Origin of the sequence: Micromonospora sp. SD12 (assembly GCF_052068495.1) — a bacterium.
GTDB lineage: Bacteria > Actinomycetota > Actinomycetes > Mycobacteriales > Micromonosporaceae > Micromonospora > Micromonospora echinofusca.
On record NZ_JBQHDF010000005.1, the window covers coordinates 440891 to 459165 of the forward strand.

Sequence of the window (18275 nt, forward strand, 5' to 3'; positions counted from 1 at the left end):
CCGGCATTTCGGGCTGCCACGGCGGGCCGCACGGGAGTAACCTGACCAACGACTTTCGCGCCCGCACCACGGCCCGCACGCTGTCCGCAGTGTGGGGGGTGCCGCACACTCCCGCGCGTGCCTGCTGATATTGTTCGCCACGTCATGGCCGAAGACCCACACCCCCGCAGGTCCGACGACCCTTCGTCGGAAGGCGCGGCAGGGGCCGTTCTGGGCTACCTACTCGCCGGCATCGTGGTGTGGGGCTTCCTCGGGTGGTTGGCGGAGCGACTTCTCGATCTGCGAACCGGCGTCGGGGTCGCCCTCGGCATGATCTTCGGCGCGGCCGGAGCGATTTACCTGATCATGAAGAGGCTCAGTGCTTGAGTGCCAGCACGCCCGGGTCTGTCGAGTGCGGAGGATGACACGGTGAGTGGACAGCTCGTCGCCGCCGAGGGGCTTCCCTGGCCCCCCAGCGTCGGAGATTTCTACCCGCCGGACGTGGCTGGCCCCTGGGTCACCAAGTTCGGGATCATGGTCTGGCTCGCGGTCGCGCTGCTGATCGTCTTCTTCATGCTCGCCTACCGGAAGCCCAAGCTGGTCCCCGGCAAGGCCCAGTGGTACGCGGAGTCGGTCTACGGCCTGGTCCGGGACAACATCGCCCGTGAGCAGATGGGCAACGCGGGCATCCGCTTCGCGCCCTACTTCACGGTGCTGTTCAGCTTCATCGTGCTGACCAACCTCTTCGCCATCGTGCCCGGTCTGCAGATCTCGCCGAACTCGCACATCGCGTTCCCCATCGTGCTCGCGGCGATCTCCTACGTGATGTACCTCTACATCGGCGCCCGCAAGCACGGCCTCGGCAAGTACCTCAAGATGAGCCTGATCATCCCGAACGTGCCGTGGCCCATGCACATCCTGCTGATCCCGATCGAGTTCATGCAGACGTTCATCGTCCGGCCCGTCACGCTGGCGCTGCGGCTCTTCGCCAACCTGTTCGCCGGCCACCTGCTGCTGCTGGTCTTCACCATCGGCGGCTTCGTGATGCTCAACTCGAGCAGCCTGTTCATCCAGGTGACCTCGATCTTCTCCTTCCTGATGGCGATCGTGATGGCCTTCTTCGAGGTGCTGGTCGCCGTGCTGCAGGCCTACGTCTTCGTCACGCTGAGCGCGAACTACATCGGAAGTTCGCTCGCCGACGAGCACTGATCGGGCTCGGCGGGCCACCCGGCCCGACCAAGCTTCTGGTACCGACCCGCGTACGCGTGAGACCTCACGCGTCGAACAGGAGGAATACCCGCAATGACTGTTCTTGCCGAGATCGGCGGTAGCGTCAACACCATCGGCTACGGCCTCGCCGCCATCGGCCCCGGTATCGGTGTCGCCCTGGTCTTCGCGGCCTACATCCAGTCGAGCGCGCGCCAGCCGGAGTCCGCCGGCTACAACCGCACCTGGCTGATCCTGGGCTTCGCCCTGGTCGAGGCGCTCGCGCTCTTCGGCCTGGTGCTCGCCTTCGCCGTCGGCGGCTGACGAGAGCTTTCTCCCGACCCGGAGGTCTGACATGTTCATCGCCGCAGAAGGTGTGGAGCACAACCCGATCCTGCCCATCTGGCAGGAGATGGTCGTCGGGACCATCGCCTTCGCCCTGCTCTGCTTCGTCCTGCTGAAGTTCGTCATGCCCCGCATGGAGGCGATGTACCAGGCGCGGGTCGACGCCATCGAGGGCGGGCTCAAGCGGGCCGAGGCCGCTCAGGCCGAGGCCAACCAGGTGCTCGAGCAGTACCGGGCCCAGCTCGCCGAGGTGCGCACCGAGGCAGCCCGGATCCGGGACGACGCCCGGGCCGACGCCGAGGGCATCCGCCAGGACATCCTCGCCAAGGCGCGGGAGGAGTCCGACCGGATCATCGCCGCCGGCAAGGAGCAGCTCGCCGCCGAGCGCGCCACCATCGTGCGCGAGCTGCGCACGGAGGTCGGCACGATCGCGGTTGACCTGGCCAGCAAGATCGTCGGGGAGTCCCTCGCCGACGAGGCGCGTCGCAAGGGCACCGTCGACCGGTTCCTGAGCAACCTCGAGAGCGCGGGGGCCCGCTGATGCAGGCCGCCAGCCGGGAGTCGTACAAGGTCGCGGCCGAGCGCCTCGACGCGTACGTCCGCGGTGCGGAGCCGTCGGCGGTGGTCACCACCGCCGACGCCATCCTCTCCGTCGCCGACCTGCTGCGGCGCGAGCCGCGGCTGCGCCGGGCGCTCTCCGACCCGGCCCGCAGCGGTGCCGACCGTGCCGGGTTGCTCGGCGAGCTGCTGCGCGGCAAGGTCGACGCCGAGGCGCTGGACCTGATCGCCTCGCTGGTCGCCGGCCGTTGGTCGGCGCCCTCGGAGCTGCTCGACGCCGCCGAGCGGCTGGGCGTCGACGCTCTCCTGGCCGGCGCCGACTCCGCGGGCGAACTGGGCGAGATCGAGGACGAGCTGTTCCGCTTCGGGCAGGTCGTCGCCGGTTCGCCGGAGCTGTCCAGCACGCTCTCCGACTCGACCGTCCCGGCCGTCCGGCGGGCCACGCTGGTCGACCAGCTGCTCGCCGGCAAGGCCCGGCCGATCACCGGCTACCTCGTCGGGGTCGCGCTCGCCGGGTTCGGCGGACGCAACCTCTCCGGTGCGCTCAGCCGGCTGGTCGAGCTGGCCGCCGAGCGGCGGGACCGGCAGGTGGCGTACGTGACCGCCGCGGCCCCGTTGAGTGAGGAGGAGGAGCGCCGGTTGGGTGCCAGCCTCTCCGCGATATACGGTCGAGAGGTTTCCGTCAAGCAGACGGTGGACCCCTCGGTTCTCGGTGGCGTCAGTGTGCGGGTCGGCTCCGACCTGTACGACGGCACCGTCCTGCGCCGCCTCAACGAGAGCCGCAACGCGCTCGCGAAGCGCTGAGGCGGCAGCGCCGCCCAGTGCCTGTGACATAGACGCCATTCGGACCGGTCGGTACTAGGTATCCCGGGCCCCTGATACTTAAGGAAGCAGAGGATGGCCGAGCTGACCATCTCGACGGAGGAGATCCGCGGCGCCCTGGAGCGCTACGTCTCCTCCTACTCGTCCGAACTCTCCCGCGAGGAGGTCGGCACCGTCGCCGACACCGGCGACGGCATCGCCCACGTCGAGGGTCTTCCCTCGACCATGACCAACGAGCTCCTGGAGTTCGAGGACGGCACCCTGGGTGTGGCGCTGAACCTCGACGTCCGGGAGATCGGTGTCGTCGTTCTCGGTGACTCCGCCAAGCTCGAAGAGGGCCAGCGCGTCAAGCGCACCGGCCGGGTGCTCTCCGTGCCGGTCGGCGACGCCTTCCTCGGCCGCGTGGTCAACGCGCTCGGCCAGCCGATCGACGGGCTCGGCGACATCGCCAACGAGGGCTTCCGCGAGCTGGAGCTCCAGGCCCCGAACGTGATGTCCCGGCAGTCCGTCGACGAGCCGCTGCAGACCGGTCTCAAGGCCGTCGACGCCATGACCCCGATCGGCCGCGGTCAGCGTCAGCTGATCATCGGCGACCGGAAGACCGGCAAGACCACGGTCGCGCTGGACACCATCCTCAACCAGCGGGACAACTGGCGCTCCGGCGACCCGAAGAAGCAGGTCCGCTGCATCTACGTCGCCATCGGCCAGAAGGCCTCCACGATCGCCTCGATCAAGGGCGTCCTGGAGGAGGCGGGCGCGATGGAGTACACCACCATCGTCGCCTCCCCGGCCTCCGACCCGGCCGGCTTCAAGTACCTCGCCCCCTACACCGGCTCATCCATCGGACAGCACTGGATGTACGGCGGCAAGCACGTCCTCATCGTCTTCGACGACCTGAGCAAGCAGGCCGAGGCGTACCGCGCCGTGTCCCTGCTGCTGCGTCGCCCGCCGGGCCGCGAGGCGTACCCGGGTGACGTCTTCTACCTGCACTCCCGCCTGCTGGAGCGCTGCGCGAAGCTCTCCGACGAGCTGGGCGGCGGCTCGATGACCGGCCTGCCGATCATCGAGACGAAGGCCAACGACATCTCGGCCTTCATCCCGACCAACGTCATCTCGATCACCGACGGCCAGATCTTCCTGGAGACCGACCTGTTCAACCAGGGCGTCCGGCCGGCCATCAACGTCGGCACCTCGGTCTCCCGGGTCGGTGGCGCCGCGCAGGTGAAGCCGATGAAGAAGGTCGCCGGTTCGCTGCGGCTCAACCTGGCCCAGTTCCGCGAGCTGGAGGCGTTCGCCGCCTTCGCCTCCGACCTGGACAAGACCTCCCGCGCCCAGCTGGACCGCGGCGCCCGCCTGGTCGAGCTGCTCAAGCAGGCGAACTACTCGCCGTTCCCGGTGCAGGAGCAGGTCGTCTCGGTCTGGGCCGGCACCGAGGGCAAGCTCGACGACATCCCGGTCGGGGAGATCCGCCGCTTCGAGTCGGAGTTCCTCCAGTACCTGCGCCACAAGCACGAGGGCGTGCTGGCCGCCATCGCCGACCACCAGTGGAACGACGACATCATCGGCTCGCTCGACTCCGCCATCGCCGACTTCAAGCAGGTCTTCCTCGGCAAGGAGGACGAGCGGCGGATCAACGAGGCCCCGGCCTCGCCGCTGGAGGGTGACGAGAACCGCGAGACGGTGACCCGCTACCGGGACGGCGCGGGCGACCGCCCGGCCGAGAACCAGTAAGGGCTGATCCATGGCGGCCCAGGTACGCGTTCTTCGTCAACGGATCCGCTCGGCGAAGGGGATGAAGAAGATCACCAAGGCGATGGAGCTCGTGGCGACGAGCCGGATCGCCAAGGCCCAGGCCCGGGTGGAGGCGTCCCTGCCGTACGCCCAGGCCGTCACCGGTGTGCTCACGGCGCTGGCGTCCAACGCGCAGATCGACCACCCGCTGCTCACCCCGCGTCCGAAGGTGCGGCGGGCGGGCGTCCTGTTGGTCACCTCCGACCGTGGCCTCGCCGGTGGTTACAGCTCCAACGCCATCAAGATGGCCGAGTCGCTGATCGCCCGGCTGCGGGCCGACGGCAAGGAGCCGGTGCTCTACGTCATCGGGCGCAAGGGCGTCGGGTTCTTCCGGTTCCGCGACCGGCCGATCGAGGCGAACTGGACCGGGTTCTCGGAGCAGCCGACCTTCGCCGACGCCCGCACGGTGGGCGAGACGCTGATCAAGGCGTTCACCGCCGGTGCGGACGACGTCGACGGCGGCGCCGGGGCGGACGGGGTGCTCGGCATCGACGAACTGCACATCGTCTACACCGAGTTCCACTCCCTGATGACCCAGACCCCGGTCGCCAAGGTCATCGGCCCCATGCAGGTGGAGGACCGGCCGCGCGCCGAGGGTGCGCTGCCGGCCTACGAGTTCGAGCCGGACGCGGAGGCGCTGCTCGACGCGCTGCTGCCGAAGTACATCAACACGCGGATCTACGCGGCGTTGCTGGAGTCGGCGGCCAGCGAGTCGGCGGCCCGTCGGCGGGCGATGAAGAGCGCCACCGACAACGCCGAAGAGATGATCGAGAAGTACACGCGTGAGATGAACTCGGCCCGCCAGGCCGGGATCACCCAGGAGATCAGCGAGATCGTCGGCGGCGCGAACGCGCTGGCCGCGTCGGGAAGTGAAGTGTGATGACTGCCCCAGTAGAGACCAAGACGGCCACGGGTCGCGTGGTCCGGGTCATCGGCCCGGTCGTCGACGCCGAGTTCCCGCGCGACGCCATGCCGGCCCTGTTCAACGCCCTGCACGTGGACGTGACGCTCTCGGGCGGCGAGAAGACGCTGACCCTGGAGGTCGCCCAGCACCTGGGTGACAACATGGTCCGTGCCATCTCGATGCAGCCGACCGACGGCCTGGTCCGCGGCACCGAGGTGCGCGACACCGGTTCGCCGATCACCGTTCCGGTGGGCGACACGGTCAAGGGCCACGTGTTCAACGCGATCGGCGAGTGCCTCAACCTGACCGAGGGCGAGACGCTCCAGCCCGACGACCACTGGGGCATCCACCGCAAGGCCCCGGCCTTCGCGGACCTGGAGCCGAAGACCGAGATGCTGGAGACCGGCATCAAGGTCATCGACCTGCTCGCCCCGTACGTCAAGGGTGGCAAGATCGGCCTGTTCGGCGGTGCCGGCGTCGGCAAGACGGTGCTCATCCAGGAGATGATCACCCGTGTCGCCCGGAACTTCGGTGGTACCTCGGTCTTCGCCGGCGTGGGTGAGCGCACCCGCGAGGGCAACGACCTCATCGCCGAGATGACCGAGTCCGGCGTCATCGACAAGACCGCGCTGGTCTACGGCCAGATGGACGAGCCGCCGGGCACCCGGCTGCGGGTCGCCCTCTCCGCGCTGACCATGGCGGAGTACTTCCGCGACGTCAAGAAGCAGGAGGTGCTGCTCTTCATCGACAACATCTTCCGCTTCACCCAGGCCGGTTCGGAGGTCTCCACCCTGCTCGGCCGCATGCCGAGCGCGGTGGGTTACCAGCCGACCCTGGCCGACGAGATGGGCGAGCTCCAGGAGCGGATCACCTCCGTCCGGGGCCAGGCCATCACCTCGATGCAGGCGATCTACGTGCCGGCGGACGACTACACCGACCCCGCCCCGGCCACCACGTTCGCCCACCTCGACGCGACCACCAACCTGGAGCGGTCGATCTCCGACAAGGGCATCTACCCGGCCGTGGACCCGCTGGCGTCCTCGTCCCGGATCCTCGCCCCGGAGTTCGTCGGCGCCGAGCACTTCGCGGTGGCGACCGAGGTGAAGCGGATCCTGCAGAAGTACAAGGACCTGCAGGACATCATCGCCATCCTCGGTATCGAGGAGCTCTCCGAGGAAGACAAGATCACCGTGCAGCGCGCGCGGCGCATCGAGCGCTTCCTGTCGCAGAACACCTACGCGGCGGAGCAGTTCACCGGCGTGCCGGGCTCGACGGTCCCGATCCAGGAGACCATCGAGGCCTTCAAGAAGATCAGCGAGGGCGAGTACGACCACTTCCCCGAGCAGGCCTTCTTCATGTGCGGTGGCCTGGAGGACCTGGAGCGCAAGGCTGCGGAGCTGATGAAGGGCTGACCTGTCGGTCCTGAAGAAAGGCCACCCCGGCAACGCCGGGGTGGCCTTTCGTTCATCTTCGGGCCCTATCATCACCGGTGCCCGGTTCCGCGTGCTCGGCGATCATGTCGCACGCGAGGTACCGTCGATCCGCCCACTCACCGCGTGGGCGTCGATCGCAACGAATCGGCTGCATGCGCCCGTCTCCTGATCGTGGGCGTGACGAACGGAGATGATCGTGGGTAAGGCCGACAAGGCCGGCGGTAAACCGTCCAGATGGTCGGGGGTGCCGCGCTGGGCCCGGGTGTGCACCGTCTTCGGTGCCGTCCTGATGCTGCTCAGCGGCGCGGTGCTGGTCGGCGCCGAGGCGTTGATGGCCCGCTACGAGGGGGCCGTGGGCAAGGCCGACCTCTTCGGCGACCAGGCGGCCGGGGCGAAGGAGCGCAAGAGCGACATCAAGGGCCCGCTCAACATCCTGCTGGTGGGCATCGACCCGCGCAACCCCGAGATGCCGCCGCTGGCCGACTCGGTGATGGTGCTGCACGTGCCGGCCGAGATGGACCGCGCGTACCTCTTCTCGATGCCGCGCGACCTCCTCGTCGAGATCCCCGAGTTCAGCCGGGCGGAGTTCAGGGGCGGCACCGACAAGCTCAACGCGGCGATGTCGTACGGCAGCCGGGTGCCCGGCGGCAACCCGGACGCCGCGCGCGGCTTCGAGCTGCTGGCCACCACCGTCCAGAACGTCACCGGCATCCAGCGTTTCGACGCTGGCGCGATCATCAACTTCAACGGCTTCAAGAAGATCGTCGACGCGATGGGCGGCGTCGACATGTACATCGAGCGCGAGGTGCGCTCCGAGCACCGCGAGCCGGACGGCAAGCACCGCAAGGGCAACCCCAACGGCGAGGGCTACGTCGGCCCGCAGGCGGTCTACAAGAAGGGCAACCAGCACCTCAACGGCTGGCAGGCGCTCGACTACGTCCGCCAGCGCTACCCGAAGAACGGTGTCCCCGACGGCGACTACGGCCGGCAGCGCCACCAGCAGCAGTTCGTCAAGGCCATGGCCGGTCAGGCGCTCAGTGCCGACGTGGTGACCAACCCGGTCAAGCTGGACCGGGTGCTACGGGCGGCCGGGCAGTCGCTGATCTTCAGCGGCCGGGGCAACAGCGTGGTCGACTTCGGCCTGGCGCTCAAGGACATCCGCCCGGAGACCATCCAGATGATCAAGCTGCCGGGCGGCTCGGTCGTCGAGAACGGCAAGTACCAGGGCGAGAAGTTCCAGCCCGCCGTGGACGACTTCTTCGCCGCCCTCCAGAAGGGGCAGCTGGACGCGTTCCTGCTCGAGCACCCCGACTTCCAGAACAAGGCCAAGTAGGCGTGGCGCAGGTCTCGCCACCCGCGTTGGGGGCGGGTCGGCGGCACGACTAGACTTTTGACAATCCGCCGCCGCAGCAAGGAGACAGCGTGGCAAAGCAGCTTCACGTCGAGCTCGTAGCCGTCGAGGAGAAGGTCTGGTCCGGCGAGGCCGAGATGGTCGTCGCCCGCACGACCGAGGGCGAGCTGGGTGTGCTGGCGGGGCACGCGCCCCTGCTCGGCCAGCTTGCCGAGCCCGGCCAGGTGCGCATCAAGCTCCCCGGCGGTGAGCAGGTCTCCTACGAGGTGGCCGGCGGCTTCCTGTCGGTGACCGGTGAGGGCGTCACCGTCCTGGCCGAGAGCGCCACCCCGGTCTCCGCCGCGCAGAGCCACTGAGCCGAAACGCCGATGGAGATCGTCGAAGGGATCGGAATCGGCGTCGCCGTCATCCTCGGCGCACTTCTGATCCTCTTCGCCCGGCGGGCCGTCGTCACCCGTAGCGGGGGCATCATCCGGCTCGGCGTCCGGACCTCCACGATGCTCGACGGCCGAGGCTGGTCTCCCGGCTTCGGCCGCTTCGTCGGCGACGAACTCCGCTGGTACCGGCTGTTCAGCTTCGCCATCCGCCCCACCCGGGTGCTCTCCCGCAAGGAGCTGGCCGTCGAGCGGCGGCGGCTCCCCGAGGGGCAGGAGCGCCTCTCGATGCCCGCCGACTGGGTCATCCTCCGCTGTACGAGCAACCACGCTCCGGTGGAGATCGCGATGGCCCGGTCCACCGTCACCGGGTTCCTCTCCTGGCTCGAGGCCGCCCCTCCGGGGGCGGTCTCGCCGCGTCTGGCCTCCCAGGACTGGCCCGCGGCCTGACTTCCCCTCGTCCTTGGGGGGTTCCGGGGAGCCCACCCGCCCCGGGCGGTCAGGCCTGATCCCTCCGCGGGCGGGCCAGCGTGGAAGGCCAGGTGGTTGAGGCCCGGGGCGAGCCGGTCGTTCCGCCGCCCGGAGAGCGCGGGGGACTCCTCCACGACCAGGTAGGTCGGGCCGAGCCGCCAGGAGCGGCCCGCCGGCCACTCCTGGAACGGCGCCCAGCCCAGCTCGCTGAGCAGCCATTCCCAGCCGCGCACGGTGACGGCCGGATCGGGTACCCAGACCTCGACGTGGTGCAGCGTGCCCACCGGGACATCCGGTGGGCACGGGCGACGGGTGGTCAGCGGTTACCGCCGGGCACCCATAGCACATCTCCGTCCGGATTTGCCGTTCTTGACAGGATAAAGAGCAGGTCGGAGAGCCGGTTGAGATACTTTGCCGGGAGCGAGCTGGTCCGATCAGGGTCGTGCGCGACCAGGGCCCACGCCGCCCGCTCGGCGCGCCGGGCGACCGTCCGCGCCACGTGCAGCAGCGCCGCACCTGCGGTGCCGCCGGGGAGGATGAAGGAGTCGAGCTTGCTCAGGCGTGCGTTGTACTCGTCGCACCAGCCCTCCAGACGCTCGACGTACGCCTCGGTGACCCGCAGCGGCGGGTACTTCGGGTCGGGTTCGACCGGGGTGGCCAGGTCGGCGCCCACGTCGAACATGTCGTTCTGGATCGACGCCAGGACGGCCCGCAGCTCGTCGTCGAGCTGCCCCAGGGCGAGCGCTACGCCGATCGCGGCGTTGCACTCGTCGACGTCCGCGTACGCGGAGATGCGCGGATCGGTCTTCGGCACCTGCTCGTTGTTGCTCAGCCTGGTCATGCCGGCATCGCCGGCCTTGGTGTAGATGCGCGTGAGGTGGACGGCCATGACGCACAGCCTACGGATACCGGAACTGACGATCCCGGAGCGCCCGGGCGGCACCGCCGTCCGGACGGCCGGGGTGGGGCCCGGCGACGCCGGTGACCCGGCGGTCAGCGATCTCGACGTCATCCGGGTACGCGGCGACGCGCGCCTGGCCGGCACGGTGCACGTCGTCGGCGCCAAGAACTCGGCACTGAAGCTGATGGCCGCCGCGCTGCTCGCCCCGGGCCGCAGCGTGATCACCAACGTGCCCCGGATCACCGACATCGCGATCATGGGCGAGGTGCTCCGCCGGCTCGGCTGCGGCGTGCACTTCGACGCCGACGACCCCGTCGACCCGATGGTCGCGTACGACGGGGTGGCCCGCTCCCGGTCGGTCGTCATCGACGTGCCGGAGCAGCCCGGTGCCGAGGCGGACTACGACCTCGTACGCCGGCTGCGCGCCTCGATCTGCGTGCTGGGCCCCCTGCTGGCCCGCCGGGGGTACGTGCGGGTGGCCCACCCGGGCGGGGACGCCATCGGCTCGCGGGGCCTGGACATGCACGTCTCCGGGCTGACCCGGATGGGCGCCGAGATCTCCGGCGAGCACGGCTTCGTGATCGCGTCGGCGCCGCACGGGCTGCACGGCGCGGAGGTCGTGCTCGACTTCCCCAGCGTGGGGGCGACGGAGAACCTGGTCATGGCGGCGGTGCTGGCCCGGGGGCCGAGCCTCATCGAGAACGCGGCCCGGGAGCCGGAGATCGTCGACATCTGCACCATGCTCAACCAGATGGGCGCCCGGATCTCCGGCGCCGGCACCTCCACGCTGCACATCGAGGGGGTGCCGGGGCTGCGGCCGGTGCGGCACGCCACGGTGGGGGACCGGATCGTGGCGGGCACCTGGGCGTTCGGCGCGGCGATGACCCGGGGGGACGTCACCGTCACCGGGGTGGAGCCGGCGTTCCTGGAGGTGGCGCTCGACAAGCTGGTCTCGGCCGGGGGCCTGGTGGAGACCCGGGGCGACGCGTTCCGGATCCGGATGGACGACCGCCCGAAGGCGGTGGACGTCGTCACGCTGCCGTACCCGGGCTTCGCCACCGACCTGCTGCCGATGGCGATCGGGTTGGCCGCGGTCAGCGACGGGGCCTCCCTGATCACCGAGAACATCTTCGACGGGCGGTTCATGTTCGCCAACGAGATGATGCGGCTGGGCGCGGACATCAAGACCGACGGTCACCACGCGGTGGTCCGGGGCCGGGAGGTGCTCTCCGGCGCGCCCGTCCGCGCCACCGACATCCGGGCCGGCGCCGGCCTGATCATCGCCGGGCTCTGCGCCGAGGGGGTCACCGAGGTCTCCCACGTGCACCACGTGGACCGGGGCTATCCGGACTTCGCCGCCGACCTGCGCGCGTTGGGCGTCGAGGTGGAGCGCGGCACCGCCCCGGAGGAGCCGGACCTGACCATCTGAGCCGCCGCGCCCCGCCCGACACCCCGGCCGCGAGGGCCGGGGGAGCCCGCCCGGGCCGTCGCCACGGCCACACGCCTTAGCACTCGTTCAGGCTCGCCGACTAGGGTGCTGACAGACACTCCAACAGGCGAGGGAGATAGAGATGGCGGGTCGACTCGCGGTCGTCGGTGCCGGGCTGATGGGTTCGGGCATCGCCCAGGTGGCGGCGCAGGCGGGCTGGCAGGTGACCCTGCGGGACCTGGACGACGCGGCCACCGGGCGCGGCATGGCCGGGATCCGGAAGTCGCTGGAGAAGTTCGCCGAGAAGGGGAAGATCGAGGCGTCCGACGTCGAGGCGACCCTGGCCCGGATCACCCCGACCACCGAGCTGGAGGCGGCTGCCGACGCGGACATCGTGGTCGAGGCGGTCTTCGAGCGGCTGGAGATCAAGCACGAGGTGTTCCGCGCGCTGGACAAGATCTGCAAGGCCGACGCGGTGCTCGCGACCAACACCTCGGCCATCCCGGTGACGCAGATCGCCGCGGTGACCGGTCGTCCGGAGGCGGTCGTCGGCACCCACTTCTTCTCGCCGGTGCCGATGATGAAGCTCTGCGAGCTGGTGCGCGGCTACAAGACCAGCGACGCGACGCTGGCGACGGCGAAGACGTTCGCCGAGGAGATCGGCAAGACCGTCGTGGTGGTCAACCGGGACATCGCGGGCTTCGTCACCACCCGGCTGATCTCGGCCCTGCTCGTCGAGGCCGTCAAGCTGGTCGAGGCGGGTGTGGTCTCGGCCGAGGACCTGGACACCGCCTGCCGGCTCGGCTTCGGCCACGCCATGGGCCCGCTGGCCACCGCCGACCTGACCGGCGTGGACGTGCTCATGCACGCCACGAAGAACATCCACACCGACACCGCGGACCAGAAGTTCTTCCCGCCGGAGCTGCTCCAGCGCATGGTCACCGCCGGCGACCTGGGCCGCAAGAGCGGCAAGGGCTTCTACACGTACTGAGTCGGCGCGGCGGACGGGGGCGGTGAGCCGCCCCCGTCCGGCTCAGCCGTCGCGCTTGGTCGTCCAGCGGAACGTGGTCAGGCAGAGCACCAGGCCGATCACGCACCAGGCGACGAGCACCAGGGCGACCCGGTCCAGCTCGAACGAGCCGCCCGGCTCGCGGGCGCCGAACGCGTCCGGCAGGAAGACCGAGCGCAGACCCTGGCACATCCACTTCAACGGGAAGAGCGCCGCCACCTGCTGCATCCACGTCGGCAGCTCGGTGAAGACGAAGAACACCCCGGAGATGAACTGGAGCACCAGCGCGACCGGCGTGACGACCGCCGAGCCGCTGCGGGCGGTGCGGGCCAGCGACGAGATGGCGATGCCGCACAGGGTGCAGGCGGTGACGCCGAGCACCGACACCCAGCCGAAGGTCAGCCACTTCGCGGCGGTGCCGGGCAGCTCCAGGTCGAACAGCGCCACCGAGACCGCGAGCAGCAGCACCGTCTCGGCGATGCCGATCGCCACCACCATGATCACCTTGCCAGCGAACCAGACCCACTTCGGCATCGGCGTGCCCCGGTAGCGCTTGAGCACGCCCCGGTCCCGCTCGATCGGGATCCAGATGCCCAGGTTCTGGAAGCTCACCGTCATCAGGCCGGTGGCGATCATGCCGGTGATGAAGTACTGCGTGTAGCTGACCCCGGGAGCGATCTCGTCGTCGAAGATCGCCGCGAAGATCAGGATCATGATGACCGGGAAGCCCATCGTGAAGACGACGGACTCCCGACTGCGCAGGAACTGGGTGATCTCCAGCCGGCTCTGCCGCAGGCTCAGGGCGACCGGACCGGGCCGCCGGGCCGGCGCCGTGGTGGCCGGCGCGGCCGGCTTCGTCGTGGTGGTCATCGGTGTCCGATCATGCGCAGGTAGATGTCCTCCAGGGTCGGCCGGGTCACCGTCAGGCCCGGGACCTCGCCGCCGAAGCGCGCGGCCAGCTCCGCCACGAGCGCCGTCGGCGTCGCGCTCTCCGCCGTCTGCCGCGCCCCCTCCGGCGTACGCCAGGAGACCGTGGCCAGGGCCTCGCGCCGGTTGCCCAGTTGGTCGGGCGTGGCCACCTCGACCACCCGACCGCCCGCGATCACGCCGACCCGGTCGGCGAGGGACTCCGCCTCGTCGAGGTAGTGGGTGGTGAGCACGATGGTGGTGCCGGCGGCGGCCAGGTCGCGGATCAGCTCCCAGAACTCCCGGCGCGCCTCCGGGTCGAAGCCGGTGGTCGGCTCGTCGAGGAAGAGCAGCTCGGGGCGGCCGACGATGCCGAGCGCCACGTCGAGCCGGCGCTTCTGCCCGCCCGAGAGGGTGTGCGTACGGGCCTTCGCCTTGCCGGCCAGCCCGACCCGCTCGATGACCTTGTCGGGGTCGTCCCCGTCGGCGTAGAAGCCGGCGAAGTGGCGCACCACCTCGGCGACCGTCAGCTCGTCGAACTCACCGGTGCCCTGGAGCACGATGCCCACCCGCGAGCGCCAGTCCGGCGCCGGGCGGGCCGGGTCGCTGCCGAGGACGTCGACGTCGCCGGCGTCGCGCCGCCGGTAGCCCTCCAGGATCTCGACGGTGGTGGTCTTGCCGGCGCCGTTGGGGCCGAGGAGGGCGAAGACCTCGCCGCGGTGGACGTCGAGGTCCACGCCCGCGACGGCGACGTTGTCCCCGTACGCCTTGCGCAGCCCCCGCACGGAGATCGCCAGCTCGTCATGCATGCCTCAAGTGTGCGACCTGGCCACGGCGGCGGGCCGGCCGGGGTGTGGTGGTGGCGCCCATGTCGGGCGCTTCGCACCCGGGTTTCCGCTCCATGGAGCTGTGTGGTTTTCCACAGCCCTGGTGACTGAACGGTAACTTAGACTCCCGCCATGGACGAGAAGGCACTCCCTGGCCGGCTGCCCGAGCGCGACCGCCCCTGGGTGATGCGCACCTACGCCGGGCACAGCTCGGCCGCCGCGACCAACGCGCTCTTCCGCCGCAACCTGGCGAAGGGGCAGACCGGGCTGTCGGTCGCCTTCGACCTGCCGACGCAGACCGGCTACGACCCCGACCACGAGCTCGCGGCCGGCGAGGTGGGCCGGGTGGGCGTCCCGGTGGCGCACCTCGGCGACATGCGGGCCCTCTTCGACGGCATCCCGCTGGCCGACATGAACACGTCCATGACCATCAACGCGCCGGCGATGTGGCTGCTCGCCCTCTACGGCACGGTCGGCGCCGAGCAGGGCGCGGAGCTGTCCCGCTGCGCCGGCACCACACAGAACGACATCATCAAGGAGTACCTCTCCCGGGGCACCCACATCTTCCCGCCGGCCGCGTCGCTGCGGCTGACCGCCGACGTCGTGGCGTACACGCTGCGCGAGATGCCGCGCTGGAACCCGGTGAACATCTGCTCGTACCACCTCCAGGAGGCCGGCGCGACGCCGGTGCAGGAGGTCGGCTTCGCGCTCTCCACCGCCGTCGCCGTGCTCGACGCGGTCCGCGACTCCGGGCAGGTGCCCGCCGAGCGCATGGGCGACGTCGTGCAGCGGATCTCCTTCTTCGTCAACGCCGGGGTGCGCTTCGTCGAGGAGATCGCCAAGATGCGCGCCTTCGGCGTGCTCTGGGACGAGATCACCCGCGAGCGCTACGGGGTGCAGAACCCGAAGCAGCGGCGGTTCCGCTACGGCGTGCAGGTCAACTCGCTGGGCCTGACCGAGGCGCAGCCGGAGAACAACATCCAGCGCATCGTGCTGGAGATGCTCGGCGTGACCCTCTCCCGGGACGCCCGGGCCCGCGCCGTCCAGCTGCCCGCCTGGAACGAGGCGCTCGGGCTGCCCCGGCCGTGGGACCAGCAGTGGTCGCTGCGGATGCAGCAGGTGCTCGCGTACGAGTCGGACCTGCTGGAGTACCCGGACCTGTTCGAGGGCTCGCACGTGATGACCGCGTTGGTCGACGGGATCGTCGCCGGCGCCCGGGTCGAATTGGAGAAGGTGCTGGAGATGGGCGGCGTGGTGGCCGCCGTCGAGACCGGCTACCTCAAGAGCGCGCTGGTCGCCTCGCTGGCCGAGCGGCGCCGCCGGATGGAGTCCGGCGCCGACGTGGTGGTCGGCGTCAACAAGTTCACCGAGACCGAGCCGTCGCCGCTGACCGCCGCCGGCGCCGAGTCCGTCGAGCAGGTGGACCCGGCCGTCGAGGCGGCGGCCACGGCCTCCGTACGCCGGTGGCGGGCCGGTCGGGACGACGCGGCCGTCGACGCGGCGCTGGCCCGGCTGCGCGCGGACGCCGCGACCACGACGAACCTGATGCCGGCGACGTTGGAGTGCGTGCGGACCGGGGTGACCACCGGCGAGTGGGCCGGCGCGCTGCGCCAGGTCTTCGGCGAGTACCGGGCGCCCACCGGCCTGACCGGCGCCGCCGGCTCCGGCGGGGACCCCGGCCTGGCCGCCGTCCGCGCGCGGGTTGCCGCCACCGCCCGCGAGCTGGGCAGCGGCCGGCTGCGGCTGCTCGTCGGCAAGCCCGGCCTCGACGGGCACTCCAACGGCGCGGAGCAGATCGCGGTACGCGCCCGCGACGCCGGCTTCGAGGTGGTCTACCAGGGCATCCGGCTGACCGCCGGGCAGATCGTCGCCGCCGCCGTGGAGGAGGACGTGGACCTGGTCGGCCTCTCGGTGCTCTCCGGCTCGCACCTGGCGGCGGTGCCGGCGGTGCTGGACGGTCTGCGTGCCGCCGGCCGCCCGGACCTGCCGGTGGTGGTCGGCGGGATCATCCCCGCCGGCGACGCGCAGCAGCTCCGGGCCGCCGGGGTGGCCCGGGTCTTCACGCCCAAGGACTTCGCCCTGACCGGGATCATCGACGAGCTGGTCACCGTGGTCCGGGAGGCCAACGGCCTGCCCTGACGGGAGAGCCCGTGGTGGCGCTGGTCGACGTGCCGGGCGTGCACGAGGCCGGCGCGGCACGCGTCGCCAGGGGCCCTCTCCGCCGGGTGGTGCGGTCCCGCCCACGGGGCGCGCCGGTCCGGCGCGCCCCGGGCGAGGTCAGCGGCTGGTGTACGTCATGCAGTCGGCCATGTCGTTGTCGGGGCCGACCTTGATCGACGGCGCGTGGCATTCCAACTGCTCGTTGTGTCGGCAGTCCGCGCGTTGGCAGGCACCGACCTGCGCGGTCATGCCGCCGTCCACCCCGCCACGGACCGCCGGCATCTCGACGAAGGTGTGGCAGTGCGCGTGGTCCGGACTGCCGATGGTGATGGCGAAGGCGTGGCAGTCGTTGGTGTGGTTGTACGAGCACGCCGCCACGACACACTCCTGGACGCGGGGCATCTCCACTGCTGCGGTCACGGTGACCTCCTTAGTGTCTTGCCCCGATTTTAGGCTTTTGCGGGTTTTGCCGAGCCGGGTTCAGCCCACCCCGAGCACCTCCGACAGCGGGGCCGGCTCCAGGCCGCGCTCCGCCAGCCCGGCCAGGATGTGCGGCAGCGCCTCGTCCGTCATCGGCGCGTTCGCCTCCGTCACGTGCAGCACGATCACCGAGCCGGGTCGCACCCCCTCCAGCGACGCGCGCACCACCGGCCGCCAGGACTTCGCGAACGGGTCACCGCTGACCACGTCGCCGTCCACCACCGTCACCCCCAGCGGCGCCAGCGCGGTCAGCGCCTTCCGGTCGTGGCACAGCCCCGGGAAGCGGAAGTACCGGGTCTGCCGCCCCCCGTACGCGGCCATTACGTCGAACGTCCGCGCCACGTCGGCGGTCATCTCGCGCTCCGCGATGCGGGGTAGGCCGTAGCAGTCCGGGGTGAAGGCCAGATGGCCGTACGTGTGGTTGGCCAGCTCGAAACGCGGGTTCCCGGCGAGTCGGCGGGTCACGTCCGGGTACTGCTCGACCCACTTGCCCGTGAGGAAGAACGTCGCCGGCACCCGCTCCCGCTCCAGCAGGTCGATGATCTTCAGGTTCGCGTACGACCGCACCGCGCCACTGCGCAACTGGTACCGCATCGCGTCCGTCATGTCGGCGTCGAAGGTGAGCGCCACCTTGTTCCCCGTACGCGGCCCGTGGTCGACGACGGGCGGCCTGGTCCCGGGCGGGGTGGCGCCGGGGACCGTCCCGCTCGGCGCGGCCGGGGCTGCGGCCGTCGGCTCCTGACCGGTCGACGCCGTGGGCGTCGGCGGTGGGCCGGTCGGGGGCGTGGTCTGTCCTGGGGCGGTCGGGGTCTGCGGGGCTTGGCCCGTCTCCGTCTGGCCCGTCGCCGTGGCCCGGACGATGCCGGCGGTGGCCGGCGCACGCACCGGCGCCGGGGCGGCGAGGAGGGCTGCGGCGGCGGCCACGGCGACCAGGGTCGCGACGAGCGGAACGCGGGGGATATTCACGTGCACCGGGAGATGATGTCAGCGCGTCGGGGTTCCCGGGTGCCCTGGCACCGTGGCGTGGCGTTCGGTTCGCGGCTGTCGGTTCGTCTGGTGCGGCTCGGCTCCGCTGCGGCTCCGACTCCGGTTCCGGTTCGCGGGAGATCTTGGTAGGAACGTGCCCCTCCAGGGGTCGGTATCTACCAAGATCTGCTGCGAGTCGTCGCCGCATCCGACTGCGTGGGCTGTCGGATGTCGTGGCGGGGCGTCCGGTGCGGTGTCGCCGGCCGGTCGTCTTCGCGTCGCATCACGGCGCGGATGTCCGGTTTCGGCGTGTGATCGGGGGCATCGTGGGGGCGGAATCGTGGGCGGGGCGGGGTCGTTACA

19 protein-coding genes are annotated in these 18275 nt (G+C 70.7%); 14 read left to right on the forward strand and 5 right to left on the reverse strand.

What is annotated here, in order from left to right:
• Positions 1-144 precede the first annotated feature (144 nt).
• From ACTMS2_RS14300 to ACTMS2_RS14350, 11 genes are all read left to right on the forward strand, one after another.
• On the forward strand, positions 145-366 hold the full coding sequence (locus tag ACTMS2_RS14300; protein WP_088998658.1) for a hypothetical protein: 222 nt from the start codon (positions 145-147) through the stop codon (positions 364-366).
• The gene (gene atpB, locus ACTMS2_RS14305) at positions 367-1188 is read left to right on the forward strand and encodes a F0F1 ATP synthase subunit A (protein WP_101412550.1); all 822 of its coding nucleotides are present in this window, start codon (positions 367-369) and stop codon (positions 1186-1188) included.
• Between the two features lie 93 nt (positions 1189-1281).
• Positions 1282-1509: an ATP synthase F0 subunit C gene (gene atpE, locus ACTMS2_RS14310; protein WP_088998660.1), complete on the forward strand. Its 228-nt coding sequence runs from the start codon at positions 1282-1284 to the stop codon at positions 1507-1509.
• A gap of 31 nt (positions 1510-1540) precedes the next feature.
• Entirely contained in the window at positions 1541-2071 is a 531-nt protein-coding gene (locus ACTMS2_RS14315) for a F0F1 ATP synthase subunit B (protein ID WP_088998661.1), read from the forward strand.
• Complete coding sequence (locus ACTMS2_RS14320) at positions 2071-2892, forward strand: F0F1 ATP synthase subunit delta (protein WP_441175767.1); 822 nt, start codon at positions 2071-2073, stop codon at positions 2890-2892. The genes ACTMS2_RS14315 and ACTMS2_RS14320 overlap by 1 nt, the downstream gene beginning before the upstream one ends.
• A 93-nt stretch (positions 2893-2985) precedes the next feature.
• On the forward strand, positions 2986-4641 hold the full coding sequence (atpA, locus tag ACTMS2_RS14325) for a F0F1 ATP synthase subunit alpha (RefSeq protein WP_088998663.1): 1656 nt from the start codon (positions 2986-2988) through the stop codon (positions 4639-4641).
• A gap of 10 nt (positions 4642-4651) precedes the next feature.
• Positions 4652-5581 (forward strand): F0F1 ATP synthase subunit gamma, encoded by a 930-nt coding sequence (locus tag ACTMS2_RS14330; protein ID WP_363899208.1) that lies wholly within the window; start codon positions 4652-4654, stop codon positions 5579-5581.
• The gene (gene atpD / locus ACTMS2_RS14335) at positions 5581-7017 is read left to right on the forward strand and encodes a F0F1 ATP synthase subunit beta (protein ID WP_088998665.1); all 1437 of its coding nucleotides are present in this window, start codon (positions 5581-5583) and stop codon (positions 7015-7017) included. The genes ACTMS2_RS14330 and atpD overlap by 1 nt, the downstream gene beginning before the upstream one ends.
• 211 nt (positions 7018-7228) lie before the next feature.
• Positions 7229-8371: an LCP family protein gene (locus ACTMS2_RS14340; protein WP_441175768.1), complete on the forward strand. Its 1143-nt coding sequence runs from the start codon at positions 7229-7231 to the stop codon at positions 8369-8371.
• A gap of 89 nt (positions 8372-8460) precedes the next feature.
• The gene (locus tag ACTMS2_RS14345) at positions 8461-8745 is read left to right on the forward strand and encodes a F0F1 ATP synthase subunit epsilon (RefSeq protein WP_088998667.1); all 285 of its coding nucleotides are present in this window, start codon (positions 8461-8463) and stop codon (positions 8743-8745) included.
• A gap of 12 nt (positions 8746-8757) precedes the next feature.
• Positions 8758-9213 (forward strand): DUF2550 domain-containing protein, encoded by a 456-nt coding sequence (locus ACTMS2_RS14350; RefSeq protein WP_357714665.1) that lies wholly within the window; start codon positions 8758-8760, stop codon positions 9211-9213.
• Between the two features lie 337 nt (positions 9214-9550).
• On the opposite strand, the gene ACTMS2_RS14355 is transcribed toward ACTMS2_RS14350, so the two are convergent.
• Positions 9551-10123, reverse strand: coding sequence for a cob(I)yrinic acid a,c-diamide adenosyltransferase (locus ACTMS2_RS14355; RefSeq protein ID WP_101412544.1), 573 nt, complete (start codon positions 10121-10123; stop codon positions 9551-9553).
• On the opposite strand from ACTMS2_RS14355, the gene murA reads away from it, so the two are divergent.
• Positions 10122-11564: a UDP-N-acetylglucosamine 1-carboxyvinyltransferase gene (murA, locus tag ACTMS2_RS14360; RefSeq protein ID WP_441175769.1), complete on the forward strand. Its 1443-nt coding sequence runs from the start codon at positions 10122-10124 to the stop codon at positions 11562-11564. The two genes, ACTMS2_RS14355 and murA, sit on opposite strands and share 2 nt — an antisense overlap.
• 142 nt (positions 11565-11706) lie before the next feature.
• Positions 11707-12555: a 3-hydroxyacyl-CoA dehydrogenase family protein gene (locus ACTMS2_RS14365; RefSeq protein ID WP_101412542.1), complete on the forward strand. Its 849-nt coding sequence runs from the start codon at positions 11707-11709 to the stop codon at positions 12553-12555.
• A 42-nt stretch (positions 12556-12597) separates the two neighbouring features.
• Here the strand turns inward: ACTMS2_RS14365 and ACTMS2_RS14370 are convergent, their stop codons facing one another.
• Both ACTMS2_RS14370 and ACTMS2_RS14375 read right to left on the reverse strand, forming a co-directional pair.
• Positions 12598-13443: an ABC transporter permease gene (locus ACTMS2_RS14370; RefSeq protein WP_088998672.1), complete on the reverse strand. Its 846-nt coding sequence runs from the start codon at positions 13441-13443 to the stop codon at positions 12598-12600.
• The gene (locus ACTMS2_RS14375; RefSeq protein WP_441175770.1) at positions 13440-14288 is read right to left on the reverse strand and encodes an ABC transporter ATP-binding protein; all 849 of its coding nucleotides are present in this window, start codon (positions 14286-14288) and stop codon (positions 13440-13442) included. The genes ACTMS2_RS14370 and ACTMS2_RS14375 overlap by 4 nt, the downstream gene beginning before the upstream one ends.
• Positions 14289-14438: 150 nt before the next feature.
• On the opposite strand from ACTMS2_RS14375, the gene ACTMS2_RS14380 reads away from it, so the two are divergent.
• Entirely contained in the window at positions 14439-16445 is a 2007-nt protein-coding gene (locus ACTMS2_RS14380; RefSeq protein ID WP_441175771.1) for a protein meaA, read from the forward strand.
• A gap of 138 nt (positions 16446-16583) precedes the next feature.
• Here the strand turns inward: ACTMS2_RS14380 and ACTMS2_RS14385 are convergent, their stop codons facing one another.
• Both ACTMS2_RS14385 and ACTMS2_RS14390 read right to left on the reverse strand, forming a co-directional pair.
• A complete protein-coding gene (locus ACTMS2_RS14385) occupies positions 16584-16886 on the reverse strand; it encodes a DUF1540 domain-containing protein (protein WP_441175772.1) in 303 nt (100 codons plus the stop codon).
• Between the two features lie 60 nt (positions 16887-16946).
• Positions 16947-17918: a polysaccharide deacetylase family protein gene (locus tag ACTMS2_RS14390; RefSeq protein WP_441175773.1), complete on the reverse strand. Its 972-nt coding sequence runs from the start codon at positions 17916-17918 to the stop codon at positions 16947-16949.
• Between the last annotated feature and the right edge of the window lie 357 nt (positions 17919-18275).